General features: G+C 67.2%; 16 protein-coding genes and 2 pseudogenes. 11 read left to right on the top strand and 7 right to left on the bottom strand.

The annotated features are described in order from the left end of the window. Positions 1 to 6 precede the first annotated feature (6 nt). From EV192_RS09040 to EV192_RS09010, 9 genes and pseudogenes are all read left to right on the top strand, one after another. Positions 7 to 669 (top strand): hypothetical protein, encoded by a 663-nt coding sequence (locus EV192_RS09040; RefSeq protein WP_132113364.1) that lies wholly within the window; start codon positions 7 to 9, stop codon positions 667 to 669. Beyond that, positions 669 to 1,520: pseudogene (locus EV192_RS57120) on the top strand (proton-conducting transporter transmembrane domain-containing protein); the annotation flags it as partial. The gene EV192_RS09040 and the pseudogene EV192_RS57120, both read left to right, overlap by 1 nt. Before the next feature lie 89 nt (positions 1,521 to 1,609). Beyond that, positions 1,610 to 1,849, top strand: a pseudogene (locus EV192_RS56755) (proton-conducting transporter transmembrane domain-containing protein); the annotation flags it as partial. Next, complete coding sequence (locus tag EV192_RS55585; protein WP_243726841.1) at positions 1,850 to 2,137, top strand: hypothetical protein; 288 nt, start codon at positions 1,850 to 1,852, stop codon at positions 2,135 to 2,137. Further along, positions 2,134 to 3,612 carry a hydrogenase large subunit gene (locus tag EV192_RS09030; protein WP_132113362.1) on the top strand — a complete coding sequence of 493 codons (1,479 nt, stop codon included), beginning with the start codon at positions 2,134 to 2,136 and terminating at the stop codon, positions 3,610 to 3,612. Before EV192_RS55585 ends, EV192_RS09030 begins: the two co-directional genes overlap by 4 nt. 128 nt (positions 3,613 to 3,740) lie before the next feature. Then, on the top strand, positions 3,741 to 3,947 hold the full coding sequence (locus EV192_RS09025) for a hypothetical protein (protein ID WP_132113360.1): 207 nt from the start codon (positions 3,741 to 3,743) through the stop codon (positions 3,945 to 3,947). A 58-nt stretch (positions 3,948 to 4,005) separates the two neighbouring features. Then, positions 4,006 to 4,818: a hypothetical protein gene (locus tag EV192_RS09020; RefSeq protein WP_132113358.1), complete on the top strand. Its 813-nt coding sequence runs from the start codon at positions 4,006 to 4,008 to the stop codon at positions 4,816 to 4,818. Between the two features lie 39 nt (positions 4,819 to 4,857). Continuing rightward, entirely contained in the window at positions 4,858 to 6,672 is a 1,815-nt protein-coding gene (locus EV192_RS09015; protein ID WP_132113356.1) for a phosphoenolpyruvate carboxykinase (GTP), read from the top strand. Positions 6,673 to 6,857: 185 nt separating this feature from the next. Continuing rightward, positions 6,858 to 8,807: a hypothetical protein gene (locus EV192_RS09010; protein ID WP_132113354.1), complete on the top strand. Its 1,950-nt coding sequence runs from the start codon at positions 6,858 to 6,860 to the stop codon at positions 8,805 to 8,807. Between the two features lie 4 nt (positions 8,808 to 8,811). On the opposite strand, the gene EV192_RS09005 is transcribed toward EV192_RS09010, so the two are convergent. From EV192_RS09005 to EV192_RS08995, 3 genes are all read right to left on the bottom strand, one after another. After that, a complete protein-coding gene (locus tag EV192_RS09005; RefSeq protein ID WP_132113352.1) occupies positions 8,812 to 10,530 on the bottom strand; it encodes a hypothetical protein in 1,719 nt (572 codons plus the stop codon). An 11-nt stretch (positions 10,531 to 10,541) separates the two neighbouring features. Next, entirely contained in the window at positions 10,542 to 10,817 is a 276-nt protein-coding gene (locus EV192_RS09000; RefSeq protein ID WP_132113350.1) for a hypothetical protein, read from the bottom strand. A 249-nt stretch (positions 10,818 to 11,066) separates the two neighbouring features. Next, on the bottom strand, positions 11,067 to 11,582 hold the full coding sequence (locus tag EV192_RS08995; RefSeq protein WP_132113348.1) for a hypothetical protein: 516 nt from the start codon (positions 11,580 to 11,582) through the stop codon (positions 11,067 to 11,069). Positions 11,583 to 11,721: 139 nt separating this feature from the next. On the opposite strand from EV192_RS08995, the gene EV192_RS08990 reads away from it, so the two are divergent. Continuing rightward, a complete protein-coding gene (locus tag EV192_RS08990; protein ID WP_165960297.1) occupies positions 11,722 to 12,576 on the top strand; it encodes an NB-ARC domain-containing protein in 855 nt (284 codons plus the stop codon). Positions 12,577 to 12,893: 317 nt separating this feature from the next. Here EV192_RS08990 and EV192_RS08975 read toward each other — a convergent pair whose 3' ends face one another. Further along, positions 12,894 to 13,844 (bottom strand): NAD-dependent epimerase/dehydratase family protein, encoded by a 951-nt coding sequence (locus tag EV192_RS08975; RefSeq protein ID WP_132113342.1) that lies wholly within the window; start codon positions 13,842 to 13,844, stop codon positions 12,894 to 12,896. After that, positions 13,837 to 15,138: a nucleotide sugar dehydrogenase gene (locus EV192_RS08970; RefSeq protein WP_132113340.1), complete on the bottom strand. Its 1,302-nt coding sequence runs from the start codon at positions 15,136 to 15,138 to the stop codon at positions 13,837 to 13,839. Before EV192_RS08970 ends, EV192_RS08975 begins: the two co-directional genes overlap by 8 nt. Between EV192_RS08970 and EV192_RS08965 the strand changes: the two genes are divergently transcribed. After that, a complete protein-coding gene (locus EV192_RS08965; RefSeq protein WP_132113338.1) occupies positions 15,137 to 16,189 on the top strand; it encodes an isopenicillin N synthase family dioxygenase in 1,053 nt (350 codons plus the stop codon). The two genes, EV192_RS08970 and EV192_RS08965, sit on opposite strands and share 2 nt — an antisense overlap. A gap of 142 nt (positions 16,190 to 16,331) precedes the next feature. On the opposite strand, the gene EV192_RS08960 is transcribed toward EV192_RS08965, so the two are convergent. Next, entirely contained in the window at positions 16,332 to 17,270 is a 939-nt protein-coding gene (locus EV192_RS08960; protein WP_132113336.1) for an isopenicillin N synthase family dioxygenase, read from the bottom strand. Between the two features lie 95 nt (positions 17,271 to 17,365). After that, positions 17,366 to 18,775 carry a condensation domain-containing protein gene (locus tag EV192_RS08955; protein WP_132113334.1) on the bottom strand — a complete coding sequence of 470 codons (1,410 nt, stop codon included), beginning with the start codon at positions 18,773 to 18,775 and terminating at the stop codon, positions 17,366 to 17,368. Positions 18,776 to 18,793 lie beyond the last annotated feature (18 nt).

Below are 18,793 nucleotides of genomic sequence, written 5' to 3'. Positions count from 1 at the left end.
TTCGTGATGGCCGAGAGCCCGTTCACGCAACTGCTGGACCTCGCGTGTGGGGGCCTGCTGTTGACCGCGGTCCTGGTGCTGTGGCGCCGTGAGCTCGCGGTGATCATCCAGGTGTTCGCGCTGCAGGGGCTCGCGCTCGCGGTGCTGGTCGGCGTCCTGGCCGCGCACGAGAACTCCCTTGAGCTGTGGGTGGTGGCGGTTGGCGTGTTGGTATTGCGGGCGGGCGTGCTGCCCGCCTTGTTGCGGCGTGCGTTGGCGAGTGCGGGCGAGGCCCGGCGGGAGACCCGACCTCTGGTGAACGTGGCCGCGTCGTTGCTGGCCGCCGCTGTCCTGACCCTGCTGGCGTACACGGTGTCCCAGCCTCTGGTGCGGCTGGCGCCCTCCGTGGCGACGCAGGCGATCCCGGTCGGGGTGACCGTGGTGCTGATCGGATTCTTCGTGCTGGTCACCCGACGTCGCGCGTTGTCGCAGCTGGTCGGGTTTCTGTTGATGGACAACGGGATCACCGCGGTCGGGTTCCTCACCACCGCCGGTGTCGGCCTGGTCGTCGAGCTGGGCGTATCGCTGGACGTGTTGCTGGCCGTGCTGGTCCTGCAGGTGCTCACCGCCCGGATGCGGGAGACCTTCGGCGATACCGACCTGGACGAACTGCGGGAGTTGCGCGACTGATGATCACCTTGCTCACGCCGGTCGTGGTGCCGGTCCTCGGCGCGCTGGGCTACGCGGTGTTCGGGTGGCGGAGGTCCACCGTCTGGCTCAGCGCGGCGAGCGCGGCCGTGGTGTTGGCCGCCGCGATCATGATCGCGGTAGACGTCGTCCGGTCCGGTGCAGCCGTAGCGGGGTTGCTGCGAGCGGATGCCTTGTCCGCGTTCATGCTCGTCGTGATCGGCGCGGTCGCGCTGCTGGCCACCGTGGCCAGTCCGGCGTACCTGCAGGCGGAGATCGCGGCGAGCCGGGCCACGACACGGACCGCCGCCCGGCACAGTGTCCTGGTCCAGCTGTTCCTGGCCGCGATGGCACTGGCCGTGCTGGCCGCGAACCTCGGCGTGGTGTGGGTGGCGATCGAGGCCACCACCATCGTGACCGCGTTCCTGGTCGGGCAACGCCGAACCCGCCCGGCGGTCGAAGCGGCATGGAAGTACGTGGTGATCTGCTCGGCCGGGATCGCGTTGGCGTTGCTGGGCACCATCGTGCTCAACTTCGCCGCCTCGCACGCACCCGGCCGAGCCGGGCTGGACCTCGCGGCGCTGGCGGCGAACGCGTCCGGTCTTGACCCCGGGGTCACCAAGATCGCCGTCCTGCTGCTGATCCTCGGGTTCGGCACCAAAGCCGGCCTGGCACCGTTACACGCGTGGCTGCCCGACGCGCACTCCCAGGCCCCGGCGCCGGTGTCCGCGCTGATGTCCGGGGTGCTGCTCTCGGTCGCGTTCTACGCGATCCTGCGGGTCAAGATGATCGCCGACGGCGCCTTGGGCATCGGGTTCATCCGCACCCTGCTGGCCGGCATGGCGGTGGTGTCGCTCGCGGTGGCGGCGTCGCTGCTGGTGGCGCAGCGGGACTACAAGCGGATGCTCGCGTACCCAGCATCGAGCACCTCGGTCTGGTCGCGTTGGGCGCCGCGATCGGCGGCCCGCTCGCCCTGGCCGCGGTGCTCCTGCACATTCTCGGCCACGGGTTGGCCAAAGCGACGCTGTTCCTGGGGGCTGGGCGGGTTCTCCAGGTCACCGGCACCAGTCGGATCGACGGCGTGCGGGGCTTGGCCGCGCACCACCCGGTGCTGGCCGGCGGAGTCGGGGTCGGCATCCTGGCTCTCATCGGGTTGCCGCCGTTCAGTGTGTTCGCCAGCGAATTGGGCGTAGTCCGCGCCGGGTTCGCCGCCGGCGTGGGCTGGGTGACCGCCGCGGCGTTGCTCCTGGTCCTGGTCATCGCCGCCGCCCTGGTCTCGCACACCAGCCGGATGCTGCTCGGCAGCCCACCCGACGGCCCCGGAACGGCCACCGGGACGCGCAGGCTGCCGATGCCCACCGCGTTCGCCCTGATCGGCGGACTGCTCGTCTGCGTCGTGCTGGGTGTCGTCGCGGGACCGCTGGCCACGCTGCTGCGTCTGGCGGCCGAGACCACGGTGGGCGCACGATGACGACACGATCTGCTGCCGTGACCGTCGCGCCGGCCGTCCTGCCAGTCGAGGCGGAGTCACTGTTGCAGCAGGGTTTCCGGGTCGCGCTGGTCGCCGCGCATGACGACGGTGACCAGCTGCGCGCGGTCTACCTGTTCACCGCTGCCGGCCCGGACCGAGGCGTCGAACTGCATGTCCCGCTGCGCCGCGACAAGCCGGAAGTGCCGAGCCTGGCCGCCCTGTCCTTCCCGGCCGGCCGGTTCGAGCGGGAGATGCACGACCTGTTCGGCATCGTGCCCACAGGCCACCCGCTGCCACGCCGCCTGGTCCGCCACTTCCATTGGCCACAGGGCTGGCACCCGATGCTCACCGACGCCGGCGAACCCCCGCGGTTCGGCGACGTCGACGGCCCGTACCCGTTCCGGACCGTCGAAGGCCCTGGCGTGTACGAGATCCTGGTCGGGCCGGTGCACGCCGGGATGATCGGCCCGGGGCACTTCCGGTTCTCCGTGGTCGGCGAGACCATCCTCAACCTCAAGGCCCGGCTCTGGTTCGTCCACAGAGGACTAGAGAAGCTGTTCCAGGGCAGACGCCCGGAGCAGGCGCTGGAACTCGCCGAACGAGTCAGCGGCGACACCACCGTCGGGCACTCTCTGGCATTCTGCCAGGCGATCGAAGACGCCCACCGGCACGACGTCTCCTCGGCGGCCCGGCGGATCCGGGCGATCCTGCTGGAACTGGAACGCCTCTACAACCACATCACCGACATCGGCGCGCTGTGCAACGACGTCGGCCACGGCATCCTCAACACCCACGCCCAACGCGTCCGCGAGCAACTCCTGCGGATCAACGACCACGTCACTGGTCACCGGTTGCTGCGCGGCGCCATCCACCCTGGCGGGGCCACCATCGCCGCCCTGCCCGACATCGGCCAACTGAGAGCTGTCGGCGCGGACATCGCCGAGATCGTCGCCCTCGCGCTCGACAACACCGTGGTGGCCGACCGGTTCGCAGGCACCGCTGTGCTCACCCAGACGCAGGCGGCCGACCTGGGCACCCTCGGCTACGTCGCCCGCGCCAGCGGCCTGACCACCGACGCCCGATACGACCATCCGTTCCTGCACGAGAAATTCCCACGCATCCAGTACACCCGCACCGAGGGGGACGTCCTCTCGCGCTTCCTCGTGCGCGCCGAAGAGATCACCGCGTCCATCGACATCATCGACAGGCTCGCCGGGGCGACCGGCGACACGCCCTGCGCGCCGCTCGGCCACGCTGTCAGCACGTCCGGCGTGGGCATCGTCGAGGGGTGGCGCGGCACGATCGTGCACCGGGTCGAACTCGCTCCCGACGGCACGCTGACCCGCGTGAAGATCGTCGACCCGAGTTTCTTCAACTGGCCCGCCCTGCCGGTCGCGTTGGCCGACACCATCGTCCCGGACTTCCCGTTGACCAACAAGAGCTTCAACCTCTCCTACGCCGGCAACGACCTGTAGCCCGCCGCGCTCACCCATCGCGAGGTGTTTCAGCTCACATCCACACGTTCTCGCACGATCCAGCAGTTGCGAAGTTCTTTAAGTGCGCAGATGATGTATTTGTTGTTGGCGCAGCAGATGTGGGGATGATGAGCCAGTTCGAAGCAGCCTTGCGCGGCCAGGTCCAGCGGGCCCGACAGACGTTGACCGCGGCCCAGCGGGCCGGTCACGACTACGAGGTCCACCTGCACGCGGCCCGGATCCGGGACCTGCTCGACCTGGCCGCTCGGCATGGCATCGACACCGGCGACTGGATCGACCCGGCGGTGCTGGAATCCGCGACCGTAGGAGAGTGATCGTGGAGGTGCCAAGGCAGGTGCGTCGGCTGGCGGAACCGCGGCTGGGGCACGCCTCGTGACGGCGAACGATCCCGTGGTCGCGGTGGTCAGCGACGGCAGCGCCTTGCCAGACCAGGACACCCACGTAGAACACCTGTTGCGCCGGTATTCCGCGTTGATCCACGACGCGGCGGGTCTGTCGACCCACGTGATCCCGCTCAACGCCGATGACCCGCAGCGACTGCGGACCGCACTACGTGGCCTCCCACCCGCGGTCGGCGTGGCCTTTCTCCCGCATGTCACAGCTGATCGTGCCCACGTAGCGCGCCTCGCGGCGGGCGAGACGCCGGTGGTCACCGATCACGACACCACCGCGATCGCGCTGACCGCCATGGTGCTGACCACGCTCACCCGTGCTGGCCGCTCGACCGGGTCCGGCCGAGTCGTGATCGCGGGCGCGGACACCATGCCGCTGCTGTCCCCGCTGCTGGTAGCCGCCGAGGTCGGCGACATCACCACCTGGAAACGTGCCGACGCCGTCGCCTTTCCCCTACACCGCATCGCGACGGGTGCCGATGTCGTGATCGACCTGCACGGCAGCCTCACGGCAGTCAACCCAACCGCCACACCCGTCGTGATCACCCGCCAGGACTCACGCATGCCGCTGCTCGTGCTTCCCGGCTTGCTTCGCGCGATCACCCAGGTCCGGCACGCGCGGCTGGACGTGGACGTCTACCACGCCTGCGCGCTGGCCCTGGTCATGGCGACCCCACCTGAGCTGCAGTTACCCGACGGTCCCGACCGTGCCCTCGCCCGCCGGGTCGCCGACGCCGCGATCCGCGCCTTCCACCAGACAACCCCTCGCCCCCGCGACCCACGTTTCGGCTGACCGGCCGTAGCCGCGCCGGGTGGCCGCAAGGAGACCACGATGACCGCAGCCTCCATCCCCGGCCTGGACCACGCCCCGACCATGCATAGCTCCTTGCTGGCCTGGGTGCGTCAGGTCGCCGAGCTGACCACCCCGCAGAACGTGGTGTGGTGTGACGGTTCGAACGAGGAATGGCGGACGCTGACCGACAGGCTGGTCAAGACCGGGACGTTCGTGCGGCTGCGGCAGAAGCCCAACTCGTTCTGGTGCGCCTCGGATCCCAGCGACGTCGCCCGGGTCGAGGACCGCACGTTCATCTGCTCGACCTACGAGGCCGACGCGGGTCCGACCAACAACTGGATGGACCCGATCGACATGAAGGTCATCATGACCGAGCACTACCGGGGTAGCATGGCCGGCCGCACCATGTACGTCATCCCGTTCTGCATGGGCCCACTCACGGCCGAGAAACCCATGCTGGGTGTGGAGATCACCGACTCCGAGTACGTGGTCGCCTCGATGCGCATCATGACCCGCACGGGCAGCGAAGCCCTGGCCCTGTTCGGCGAGGACGCGGAGTTCGTGCGCTGCCTGCACTCGGTCGGCGCGCCGCTCAAGCCCGGTCAGCAGGACGTGCCCTGGCCCTGTGACCAGACCAAGTACATCACCCAGTTCCCCGAGGAGCGGATGGTCTGGAGCTACGGCTCCGGGTACGGCGGCAACGCGTTGCTGGGTAAGAAGTGCTACTCGCTGCGGATCGCCTCGGTGATCGCCCGTGCGGAGGGTTGGCTGGCCGAACACATGCTGATCCTCAAGCTCACCGCACCCGAGGGGAAGGTCCACTACGTCGCCGCCGCGTTCCCCAGTTCGTGTGGCAAGACCAATCTGGCCATGCTCGAACCCAGCATTCCCGGTTGGCAGGTCGAGACCCTGGGCGACGACATCGCCTGGATGCGCTTCGGCGAGGACGGCCGCCTGTACGCGGTCAACCCGGAGAACGGGTTCTTCGGCGTCGCGCCCGGCACCGGGTGGAGGACCAACCCGAACGCGATGCGCACCCTCTACAAAGGAAACTCGATCTTCACCAACGTGGCGCTGACCGACGACGGCGACGTCTGGTGGGAGGGTTATTCCGAAGCGCCGCCGAACCACCTCACGACCTGGAAGCGTGAACCGTGGACGCTCGCCAGCGACGAGCTCACCGCGCACCCCAATTCCCGCTACTGCACGCCGATCGCGCAGTGTCCGATCACCGCGCCGGAATGGGACGACCCGAACGGCGTGCCGATCTCGGCGATCCTCTTCGGCGGCCGCCGGGCCACCACCGTGCCGCTGGTGGTCGAATCGCGCGACTGGCAGCACGGCGTGTTCCTCGGCGCCACCCTCTCCTCGGAGACCACCGCCGCCGCCACGGGCACGGTCGGCGTGGTACGACGCGACCCGATGGCGATGCTGCCGTTCATCGGGTATCACGCCGGGGACTACTTCCAGCACTGGATCGACACCGGCAAGCACGCCGACGCCGCCAAGCTGCCGAAGATCTTCTACGTCAACTGGTTCCGCCGCAGCGCCGACGGCCGGTTCCTCTGGCCGGGGTTCAGCGAGAACGCCCGCGTGCTCAAGTGGGCAGTCGAACGCCTCGACGGCACCACCCCCGCCGTCGACACCCCGATCGGGTGGACCCCCACCACGGACGGGCTCGACCTGAACGGCCTGGACACTCCGCGGGCGGACATTGACGCCGCACTGGCAGTCGACGTGCGGGAGTGGACGGCCGAGATCCCCCGGATCGAGGAATGGTTCGCCACCATCGGCGACAAACTGCCCACCGCGCTGCACGACGAACTCGAAGCACTCAAGCACCGTCTCACCTGAGCAACTCGTGCCCGCCCCGGTCCGACGTGCTGTCCCGCTGAATGGGTGAACTTCGTGTGGTGTTGGGCGGCGCGTGCGGCAGCGTGCTCGGCAGGATCTTGTGGTCGCGAGATGATCGCAGGGCGGCGTACGGTGCCGAGGCTCTTCGGTAGGGTCGTCGGCCGGGCGGATCGGGGAGGGATCGGATGACGGTGATGCAGCAGTTGCCGCTGCCGCCTGCGGAGTTCGTTGACCGCACGCCGTTGTTGGCCTGGATGGGTGAACGGTTGGCGGCGGCCTCGGCGGTTGGTCGTCCGGCGTGTTTGGCCTTGCACGGTCCTGCTGGTGTCGGCGTGCGTAGTGTGGTGCAGGAGTGGTACAGACGGATGGCTGAGTGGTTCTCGGCTGGGGCGTTGCGGATTCCGTTGGGGGACGCTGTCTCTGGCGGTGACGCACTGGTGTCCGAGGCGCTTGGCGATGTGCTGGCCGACCTTGGTGTGCGGCGCGGAGACCTGCCGTCGTCGATTGAGTCGCGCAAGAATCTGTTCCGGACCCGGACGCACGGGAAGCGTTTTCTGGTGGTTCTCGAAGAGGTGTCCAGTGCGGCGCAAGTCGAGCATTTCCTCCTGAACTCGCCGACGTCCGCGGTCGTGGTGATCTCGCGGTCCCGTATTCGCCGGCTGGACCTGATGGGATTCGAGTCCAAGGCGGTCGATCCGCTGGAGGAACGGTTTGGGCTGGAGTTGTTCGAGCGGGTGCTGGGTGGTGGGTGGTTCAGTGCGGCGCGGGTTGCTCCGGGGTCGGTCGCGCGGGTGTGCGGTGGTTATCCGTTGGCGATCCGGGCGACCGCCGCGCAGATCGCGAGTACGCCTGAGTGGGAGGTCGCCGAGCTGATCCGGGACCTGGCCCGCCGGGGCCTCGGCGCGTTGGACCCGGAGACGCAGGAGTACGTCCGGGACAGTTTCGATCGTGCGTACGTGGGCCTGCCCGAGGCGCAGGCTCGGGCGTACCGGCTGGTGGTTGGGCTGTATCCCGGGGCGACGGTGTTCGTGGACGCGGCGGCGGTGATGCTGGATCAGTCGCAGCACGATGTCAGGACGCTGCTTGCGGCGCTTGCCGCCGCGCAGTTGTTGACGCGGGTGAGCGCGGATGTGTTCGAGTTCCACGACGTGGCTCATTGGCACGCCCGTGATCGCGCGGAGGCGGACGAGCCGTTCGCGGAGCATTCGGTTGTGGTTGAGCGAGTGGTGCGCTGGTATGTCGAGCAGACGATCAGCCGCGATCGTGTTCTGTCCGACCGGCCGCGGATCGGGCCCGGTTACCTCGCACCCGACCCGACGGTGGTCACTCGGGAGGCTGCTCTGGACTGGCTGGAGGAACGCCGGGGCAACCTCTTGGCGGTGGTGACCTCGGCTGAGCGGTTCCAGTTGGCGGACGTGGTCTGGCAGATGTGCGAGGCGCTGTGGGGTGTGTACCACCTGCACGGCCACTACGAGGAGTGGATCACCAGCCACCGCGTCGGTCTCGAAGCCGCCACACAGCTCGGCGATCCGCGGGTACGGATGAGGATGGCGTCCCAACTGGGCTCCGCTCTGTTCGGTGTCGGGGATCTGGATCAGGCGGGGGAGGCGTTTTCCGAGTCCTACCGGTCGGCTGTCGAGGCGGGTGACGCGACCGGAGCGCAGAGCGCACTGGAGTGGGAGGGCAAGATCGAGACGAAGAGGGGGAACTTCGACGCCGCGATGCGCAAGTTCGACGCGTCGTGGAAGGTGGCCGCGCGGGATGTCCCCGAACACCTGCGCCCGCGCATGTTCGCCCTGCTGTGGCTGCAGCGTGCCAGGACGGCATTCGACGCCGAGCAGGACATCGACGGTCTGCAGCCCGCGCGACACGCGGTCGAGTTCTTCGAGGGCACGGACGAGCGCGACAACCTCGCCAAGTCGTTGCTCGTTCTGGGCAAGATCCTTGCCCGGCTCGGGGACACGGCGGCCCTGGCCACGGCACGTCGTGCAGCGGACCTGTTCCGGTTGGACAGGTCCGCGCGAGGTGAGATGGAGGCGTTGGAGGTCATCGTCGACATCGCGCCCGAGCAGGACGACCTGGACCGGCTTCGGGACCTGCGCAGGGATCTTGGCGAGCCGGACGAAGAGCAATAACTGGTCAGGTCCGTCTCGTGATCGAAAGTGTGTGGGGCGGACCTGCGTCGGTCTGGACGCGCAGGGAATCCGGGGTCTGTCCGTTCCGGTACGAGTGCCACACGTACAGGGCAGAGGTGGCGATGAGTGGATCCTGGCCTGCCACCCGGCACTCGACCGTCCTCCCGTCCTTCATCCGGATCAGGCAGATGTCGTCGGAGGGGACCAGGGCGGCCATCGCGCTGACGGGATGCCAGGTGAAGGCGTCATCGAGCCACTGGACGTCGTGGCCCCGCCGGAAGATGATGTCCGCGTTGCCGCGAACGACGGGCAGTGGATGGTCGGCGGCCGCCACGAGGTGCGCGTCGACAAGCCGGGGACGTGCGGTGGCCCGGCCGATGAGCGCGTCGGCGGGATGCCGGGACAGGTGGACCACGCCGTCGTCGCGCACGGTGCCGGACACGCGGGCAGCCATGCCGCCTCGGGTGCCGGCCGCGTCAGGCAGGGGGAGCAGGGGGACCGGAACCGGCCCGAACGGCTCGGGCAACCCGAGCATGCGGTAGCAGAGCTCGCGCAGCGTCGCTGCCGACTTGCCCGGAACAGCACTGACCAGCGCGGTCAGCTGTTGGTGGCGGGCAGGGACAAACCCCGCGATCGTCTCGTCGACCTGGTCAAGGAGCGAACGATCGCGGTCCAGCAGGGGAGCGACCGCGCCCAGCGCGTGGACGGCCGTGTACTCGGCCACATCGTCGGTGGGGAACGTGGCGAGCAATACCGGTTTGTTGATCGACGCCCCGTACGTCGTGACCGCGCCGTGGTCTCCGACTACGACGTCGGCCGCGATGAGCGTCGCTGCCCACCCTTCCTGCGGCGGGACCAGGATCAGGCCGGCGCGCAGGCACGCGGCCAGCCACGACCGGACCTGAGCGGGACCGTGACCGAACCAGATGTGCGGGTGCAGGACCGCGGCCACTCGGTAGCGGTCGACCGGCAACTCCGCCAGCAGTTGCCGCAGCAGGTCCGGCCAGGAACCGAAAAGCGACCGCTGCCACCACGTCGACGACACGACGACCAACGTGTCCTGCTGCGCGACACCGAGGGCCGCCCGGTATCGGGACCGCTCTCCCAGCGAGGCCAGAATGCGGTCGAAACGTGGATCGCCGGCCACCACCGCGTGATCCACGGCGGACGGCAGCACCGTGGCGAGACGGTCGAGCTGTTCCCCGTGTGACAGCACGAGCACGTCTGCGATGACGCGCCCGCCGGAGATGAGAGATTCCGCGGACAGGCCGTAGACCGATTCCCGATTCCCGATTCCCGATTCCCGATTCCCGATTCCCGATTCCCGATTCCCGATTCCCGATTCCCGATTCCCGATTCCCGATTCCCGATTTATGTTCTTAGTGTATCCGATTCCGTGTGAGATGATGATGATCGGCCCGTGCAAGTCGTGCAGGCCGCCGCTGGTGTTCGCGGTGATCACCAGGTCCCATGGGGTCTGGACGGCTTGCGACCAGGGTATGGCGACAAGGCCGCGGTCAGTGAAGTACTCGGTCACTCCGGCGGGGATGCCCGCGGTGTCGGGGCAGGTGTGGACGATCTGCACCCGGTGGTCGGAGTCGAAAATGTCGAGCAGGTCCATGAGCCGGTTGGCCGAGGCCATGGTGTGCGTGACGAAGAGAATGTTTCGAGCGGCGGCGATCGTGCTCCAGCGGTCCGCGTGGATACCGACCGGAACCCGCACCCACGGTGTTCTCACGGGGTCGCGCCCGTCATCGAGACAGGATCGTGCACTGATGTGTGCACACTCAGATCAAGCTGTGCTGCGGTGGGGAAACCGTTGGGAGCGGCGAGCGATGAGGATCGGGCGTTTTCCTCCGGACAGGAGGAATGCCGACCGTCGTCCACCGCTCCATGGGAGCCCGGCTTGCCGGTCTGGCGGACGCATGCGATGAGGACGGCCGCACCGATCGTGGGCTTGCCGAACGGTGAGCGCGCCTTGGGTCGGCCGGTCACGACCAAGGTCAGCACCGCACCCGGAACCGAACCAGCCGGCGCAGACACCTGCCAGGGCCCGGACGACGTCATACCCGCACCGTAATACCTGCCCTAACCTGGAACGACGCGGGCTCCAGCCCGGATCGCCACGAGTGTCAAGCCCGCGGCCGGTCGGGTCATCCGCCGGCGATGGCGTTGACGGTGCTGTAGGCGATCGCGTTGTCGTCGTCGAGCTTCTTGACGTTGGCTTTGTCTGGACATATTCGGGGCCACCCTCCGTGGTCACTCAGTACCAGCGGTCAACGGTGCGAACCGTGACTTGACATCGAGGTCGGCGCGGGCGGTGGCGACGAACTCGCGCATGGTGACGGACAGCTCCTGCTCGATCTGTGTGTGGGGTTCGCGGAACCGTTCGGCGATCGTGTTGCCTGGGCCGGGCCTGCTCTCTGCGCGGATCGTGACAATGTGGTCGGCGAGTCGTTCGGCGGCGAGGAGGGTCGCGGCCGCGTGCTCGGTGACACGAGGCGGAGCGATGATCTCGAATTCGACGGTCAGCAGGCGGATCGCGGCCAGCGCCGTGTGCGGCTCGGTCTCGGCGGCGGTCCACACCGCAAGGCGCCGCAGGTCGTGGCAGGATTGCGTGAAGCTGATGTAGAGCTGCTTCTTGGCCTCGACCCACCGGAACGCGGTCTCCCTGCGTTTGGTCCTGTAGGTGATCCACATTGTGGAGAACAGCGTCAGCAGCACCCCGGCGAAAGTGACGACCGGTGTGCCCCACCATGGTCCTGTGGTGTTCATTCGGGAACAGTAGCTGTCCGGGTGGGTGGGGTCCCGTTGTCGTCGGTGATGTGCGACGTGCCGAGAAACTATGCGGTGGATGGCGTAGCGTTGTCTTCCTGTCACCGACGGCGGGATGTGTGGGGCGTGGATGGTGCGTGTGGATGACCCCGACCAGGTTCCTCGGCCAAATCCGGCCTTTGTGAACCGGGTCGACGAGTTGGCGCTGCTGGATCAGTTGGTGCCGCGACGACCGGGCGTGGATTCCCAGCTCGCGGTGGTTACCGGGCTGGTCGGCGTTGGCAAGAGCGCGATGGTGTACACGTGGGTGGCGCGGCAGCGCGAGCATTTCCCGGATGGCCGGCTGTATGTCGATTTCGCGGCGCTGCGCACGCCGGACGGTACCGCCGTGGGAGACGGGTTGGCGGACGTTCTGCGATCGTTGGGAGTGGCGGAGTCGACCATTCCCACGTCGTTGGCGGCTCGGACCAACTTGTATCGGTCGACGATCTCCACGCGCCGCTGCGTGGTGATGCTGGACGATGTCACTGAGCCCGCCCATGTGCGTCCCTTTCTCCCCAATTCGGGCGGCAGTGTCGTCGTCGCGACCAGCAATGGCCGACTCGTGGAACTGGAATTGGACGGCGCCATGCCGGTCGAACTGGAACCGCTGGCCGACGACGACGCTGTGGAACTGCTGCGGCGGCACTGCGGCGACGGGCGCGTCGATGCCGATCCGGCAGCGTCGATCGCGTTGGCCAGGCTGTGCTCGGGCTTGCCGATCGCGTTGCGGGTGGCGGTGGCGCGGCTGCTGCGACGCCCCCACCTGCCGGTGGCCGCCCTGGTCGCCGAACTGACCGACGACGACCGGAGGCTCGGTGGCCTCTCCGTCGGGGGCAGGCACGATTCAATTGCTGATCTACAACGAGCGCCACGCCGCCGTCTTCCTTGCCGACTACGTCGACCACTACAACGGTCACCGACCTCACCAGTCGCGGGCACAGCGGGCACCTGATGACGTGGATCGGCCTTCCGTCACGGCCCTGGATTCGGCGATCCGGCGCCATCGGGTACTGGGTGGTGTGATCAACGAGTACCGACGAGCAGCCTGAACCTGTTTGGTACTCCTGCTGGCCACTGACCTGAATTCTATTTTGAAGCGGTACAACGTGGTTTTCGGCACCCACAACGGTAGAACGATCCCCGCGTACGCGGGAGCGACTCAATGACCACCGGCCACACCAGAGCCTCGATCAGCGGCCACCGAACCATGATCCAGCCAGTGTCATCCCGCTGGATGCTCCGATCACACGCCGAAATACCCAAACTCGGTCACTGGGCATACCACTCGTATGTCATCCTCAGGCCCTCGGCCAGATTGACCCGAGGTTGGTAACCGGTCAACGTCCTCAGGGTGGTCAGGTCCGGCAGTCGCCGATCGGGCGAACCCGGCGGTGGGCCGAAGATCTCCACCCGCGGCTGGACTCCAGCGACGGTGAAAATATGGGCCGCGAGGTCCCTGGCGGTGATCTCCTGGGTGTCGTTGCCGATGTTGGCGACCACTTTCGCGGGCGCGGACCTGGCCACCGCGACGGTGGCGGACACGGCGTCGTCCACGTAGCAGAACGCGCGGGTCTGGTTCGCGCCATAGATCGGGAAGGGATCCACGCCGTCGAGCGCCCGTCGCAGGAACTGGGGGATGACATGTGAATTGCCCATTCGGGGCCCGTAGACGTTGTGGTAGCGGCCGATGCGAACCGGGAAGTCCTTGGCGCACTGCGTCACCAACAGCTCGCCGGTTACCTTACTGAGCGAGTACGATGTCCTGGGCGACCAAGGTTCCGTCGCCACATAGGGTACCTGTTCCGGCGCGGGCAGTTCGGTCAAGCCCGCTGTCACCGCGCCGTCCGCGACCTCACTGGTGGAACTGAAGAACAGCATGCCCGGCGGACTTGCCAAACACCAGTCGAGCAGGTTCAGGGTGGACAAGACGTTGGTACGCAACACATTGACCGGGTTGTCGATCGTGCGTTGGACCCCTACGACGGCGGCGAGGTGGTACACCCCGTCGAAGTCGCCGGGCAGGAGGGCGGCGGGGATGGCGAGGCGCAGGTCGTGTTCGACCACTTGGACGTGCTTTCGCAGACGGTCGAAGTCCCGGTCGGGCCGGCTGCGGGAGAAATCGTCGAGGATCACGACCTCCGCGCCGTCGCTGAGCAGCCGTTGGGCCAGGTGGTAGCCGACGAACCCGCCCCCACCGGTGACGAGTATCCGGTCAGCCACGGCCGTACCTCACATAGGTGATGCCGTCCTCGTCGGCGAGCGCGTCCTCAGCGATACCCCACATGTCCAGTATGAGGCGTGGTCCACGCATCAGCGCACGGACCTGATCGGCGGTGATGTCTCGGTAGCGAGGGTGGTCTACCAGCAAGAGGGCGCCGTCAGCGTCATGCAGGCCGCCCTCAAGTCCCGCTGGTTCGAACCCGAGCCCGCGCACTACGTGGTCGGGGACCAGGAAATCATGCCCTGCCAGCGTCTTCACGTTTCCGCCGAGCAGTCGCGCGACCGTGGTGCTGGCGGCGCCGCGGACGTCATCGGTCTCCGGCCGCCCTTTGTAGGCCATGCCGCACACCAGGATCTTCGATTCGGTGAACGGCCGGTTCGACAGTTCGGCCAGTTGCCGAGTGAATCGTCCGACGGCCAGTACGGGAACTTCTTCGTTGAGTTGCCTTGCCGCGGCGACCATCGGAGGCGAGTATCCGGCAGAGGAGGCCGAGTACATCAGAAGATAAGGGTCCTTGGTCAGACAGCTGCCACCGACATATCCGGGAAGCGAGATGTCCGGTCGCGGGTAGCCGGTGTTGGCCGAGCGGATGACCTCGCCGGCATCCAGACCGAGGGCCGTGGCCATCAGCGCGACCTCGTTGCCGAAGCCGTAGATCAGGTCCGTGTGGGCGTTGCCGACAAGCTTGATCATCTCGGCCGTCTCCAACGAGGACACGGATACCCGCTTGTCGGTCAGGGTGGCGTGGAGATCGTCCGCGGCGGCCAGGGACCGCTCGTCGAGCGGCCCGACGATCTGGGGGAGGCTCCGGATTTCGGCCAGTGCGGTGCCCTGGATCAGCCGTTCCGGACAGAACGCGAGCATCGGGTTGGCGACCTGCGCGCGCAGCCTCGGCAGGACAAGTTGTCGGCAGGTGCCGACCGGCACTGTGCTGCGGACGACGACCAAGGTGTTGTCGCCCATGTGCGAGGCCCCGACATCCACAGCGGCCTGCAGGTGTGTGAGGTCGGGCTGGAGCGTGTCAGGATCTGTTGGGGTACCGACGCAGATGACGATCGCGCGCGGTGGCCGAGTGGCCGGCGGTGCTGCGGCGACGGTAAGCATGCCCTCCGGGAGAGCGCGTAACGCCTCGGTGAGGCCGGGTTCGAAGAAGGGTGCCTGGCGGGCCTGGACGGCGTTCCGTACCACCGGGTTCGTGTCGACCCCGGCCACCCGGACCCCGGCTCCGGCGAGGGACACCGCCACCGGGAGGCCGACATAACCGAGACCGATCACTGTGACGTATTCAGCCATGACCGTGATCGTACGGGCAGGACGGCAATTCACGACCCCATGTGGACAGGCTGATCCACAAGAGACGGTCCGTAGCGGCATCCCTTGCTTTGAATTGCCCGCGCTGGCATGCTTGGATCTCATGAACGTTGCTGCGGGGGAAACTATCGACGTCATCGATTTGGCTGCGTGGCGTACGAACGCCGACGAGGCGACCGCACTCCGCCTCGTCGAGTCTTTTCAGCGCACCGGCTTCGCCTATGTCACTGGGCACGGCGTGCCCGGTGACACGGTCGCGGGGGTATTCGACGCCTCGCGGCAGTTGTTCCACCAGGACGCCGAGGCTCTCGATGCCTTGCACTACCGTCATGCGAGCAACTATCACGGCTATGTTCCCGCTGGCGTGATTCCAGGAACCGGCTCGTTCCACGAGATTTACGACACCGGCATGGAGATCGCGACCACATATGAGGGTCCCGGCGCGTTCATGCGTCGAGTGCCCAACTTGTGGCCGACGGACCTACCCGGCTTCAAGCCGGCCGTCCAACGCTACCAAGTCGCGATGCGGGCTCTCTGCGACGAGATCCTCGGCGCGATATCGACGGGCCTGGGGCTGCCGACGGATTTCTTCACGATCCGATGTGCCGAGCCGCACGCGCAGATGCGGCTGCTGCACTATCTTCCGCGTCACGACGCGCCGGACGACGCGCTGAGCGTCGGGCGGCACAGCGACTACGAGGCGGTGACCATCCTCGCCCAGGACAATGTGGGCGGTCTGCAGGTGTGTGGCCCGGACGAGCAGTGGATCAACGTCCCGCCGATCGAGGGCGCGTTCGTGATCAACGCTGGGGACATGCTCACCTTCTGGACCAACGGACGGATGCCGGCGACGCCGCACAGGGTGCTGACGCCCAGGACCGAGGAGCGCTACTCGGTGGCGTTCTTCTACGGCACCAGCTACGACGTGCTCATCGAACCGATCGGTGAGCCGATGACCGACGAGGCGCAGGAGTACGCGCCGATAACTACCGGAGCGTACATGGAGAAGCGGTTTACCGAGGACGGCATCTGACATCCCCGCCGACCGGGGCGGCGCCCGTACCAATCGCTCCACAGCGGATCGTGTGTCATGGTTGTTCGGGTATCAGACGTTTCTGGCCCAGCCGGGGCTACCCGGCTGGGACCGCTGGTAACGTGACTCCCTGATCGAGAAGTCAAATGCCTTCTTCGGTAAAGCGTTGCCACATGTAGGCGCCAGTAGTAATAGGTTCATACTGGGGACCATCGGGATCGGCCGGTGGCAGTGCTGGTTCAACTACTACGTCATAGCTGGTGGCGTAGAAGAACGCGACCGAGAACCGTTCCGTGTCAGTGGGGGAAAGGACACGGTGCGGGGTGGCAGGGAGCAGCCCGTTGGTCCATCTGGTCAACATGTCGCCGGCGTTGAGGACGAACGTGCCGTCGAGCGGCGGGACATTGATCCATTGCCCGTCCGGGCCAGATACCTGAAGGCCGCCCACGTCATCCTGGGCGAGGATGGTTACAGTCTCGTAGTCACAGTGCCGGCCGACGCTGAACCTGTCCGCTGAGTCCGCGGCGAACGGCAGGTAGTGCAGCAGTCGCATCTGCGCGTGCGGTTCCGCACAGCGGATCCTGAAGAAGTCGGCGGGCAGACCGAGGCCGACTGCGAGGGCGGCGAGGATCGAGTCGGCGAGGTCACGCATCGCGCCCTGGTAACGCTCGACAGCCGGGCGAAACATCGGGAGGTTCTCAGGCCAGAGGTTGGGGGTGGTGCGCATGACAGCACCAGGGCCTCGGTAGGTGGTGGGGATGTCCAAGCCCAAGTCGTACATTTCGTGAAACGACCCAATACCTGGGGTCGCACCCCTGGGCACGAACCCGTGGTACTTGTTCGCGTGGCGGTAGTGCACGGTGTCCAGTTGGGCCGGGTCTTGGTGGAAAAACTGTCGGGAGGCGTCGAAGGCACGCTCGACAGTCTCGTCGGGAACACCATGCCCGGTGACATATGCGAAACCGATGCGCTGAAATGAGTCAACCAGCTGACGGGCAATCTTTTCGTCCGCGTTGGAGCGCCAGCCGGTTAAATCGATGGTATCAATCAGATCCCCCACACTATTCATGAACTCAAGCATGCCACCGGCGGGCGATTCAAGGCAAGACCGTGTCGACGTGAGTCCTCAGTGTCTGCCCTGGCGGAGTGGGCGGTGACGGGCCGCATCAGCAGGTGCTACAGGTGAACGACCAACCGGGCGGGGTCGGCGGTGGCGTGGTGAAGGATGTCGAGGTAGCGGTCGATGATTTCGTCGATGGTCGAGCGGCGAAATGCGGAAGTCGAGTATCCGATCGTTCCGTGGATGGCGGGTTCGGTGTTCCACAGGTGTACGGCGAAGTTGCTGAACATCTCGCCGCGGTCCAAGTTGACTGGTTTGAGCGGCGCGCCCGCGAGTTCGAACGCCGGCATCGGTGGCTGGAGGACGAACATCGCCGTGTAGAGCGGATGGTGGGCGAAATCGCGATCCACCTCCACGCGATTGAGGTACATGGGCAGGGCGAAGTCCTGGTGTGTCATCGCGTCGGACGCGACGTCCCGGACCCTGTGCAACAGCCTGTGGAACGTGTCGCCGTCCTCGATGACCGTGCACAGCGGCACCACGCTGGCGAAGAACCCGATCAAGGGGAGGGTCTGCGGATGTGGCCTGCTGACTGCCGGGGTTCCCACGCTGACGAGGGGATCCCCGGTCCGCTCCCGGACAAGCACGGCGAACGCGGTGAACAGGACGGTGAACAACGACACCTGCTCGGCCTGCGCCAGGCGACGCACGGCCGCTGACAATTCGGGCGACAGCGCCATCTGTGCCAACCCGGCCCGCAGGTCGCGGTTCGCGCCCCGAGGGAAGTCGGTCGGCAGTCGGGTCGCGGAGACGGGCCGGAGGACCTTCTCCCAGTAGTGGGCGTGCCGCAGTGCCTCTTCGCTGTCCATCCATTGCCACTGCCAGCGCGCGTAGTCGCGGTACTGCACGGGCAACGGGGCCAGATCGGGCGTCTTCGCGGAGAGCAAGGCGTCGTAGATCTGGGTGGTCTCCTTCATCGCGATGGCCAATGACCATCCGTCGGCGACCGCGTGGTTGGCGACCACCGCGATCAGGTGCCGGCCGGGTCCGAGTCGGTACAGCACGACTCGGACCAGCGGGGGCGTTGTGATGTGGAACCCCTGCTGGGCCAAGGCATTGGCCATTCGGTGCGCCTCGGCGAGCGCCTCGCCGGGCGGGAGTGACGAAAGATCGACGGTCTCGAGTTCGGGCCGCGGTTGGTCATGGATGTGCTGCCATGCCAATCCGTCGAAGGTGATCGTGGTCCGTAGCGTCTCGTGGCGCAGGGAGAGTTGGTCGATCGCAGTGGCCAGGGCGCCGGCGTCCACGTCGGAGTTCACGGTGGCGGCGTAGGAGATGTTGGAACTGCTGCTCCCGGGAGCCAGGTCGTACAGGTCCCAGAGTTCCTTCTGCTGGATCGAGGCCCGGACGGGGCCGTCAGGCGGTGGGCCTGGCGTGATCTCGACCGGCGCGGCCGGCACCTGACCGGACCGCCACCGCGCCAGCAACGCTTGCTTCGCCGCCGACAGTTCCCGACCATCCCCCATCGTGTCTCCCCAGAGTCG

The organism is Actinocrispum wychmicini (assembly GCF_004345645.1).
In the GTDB taxonomy this organism is placed as follows: Bacteria; Actinomycetota; Actinomycetes; order Mycobacteriales; family Pseudonocardiaceae; genus Kibdelosporangium; species Kibdelosporangium wychmicini.
This window is presented reverse-complemented; position numbering and strand designations above follow the sequence as displayed.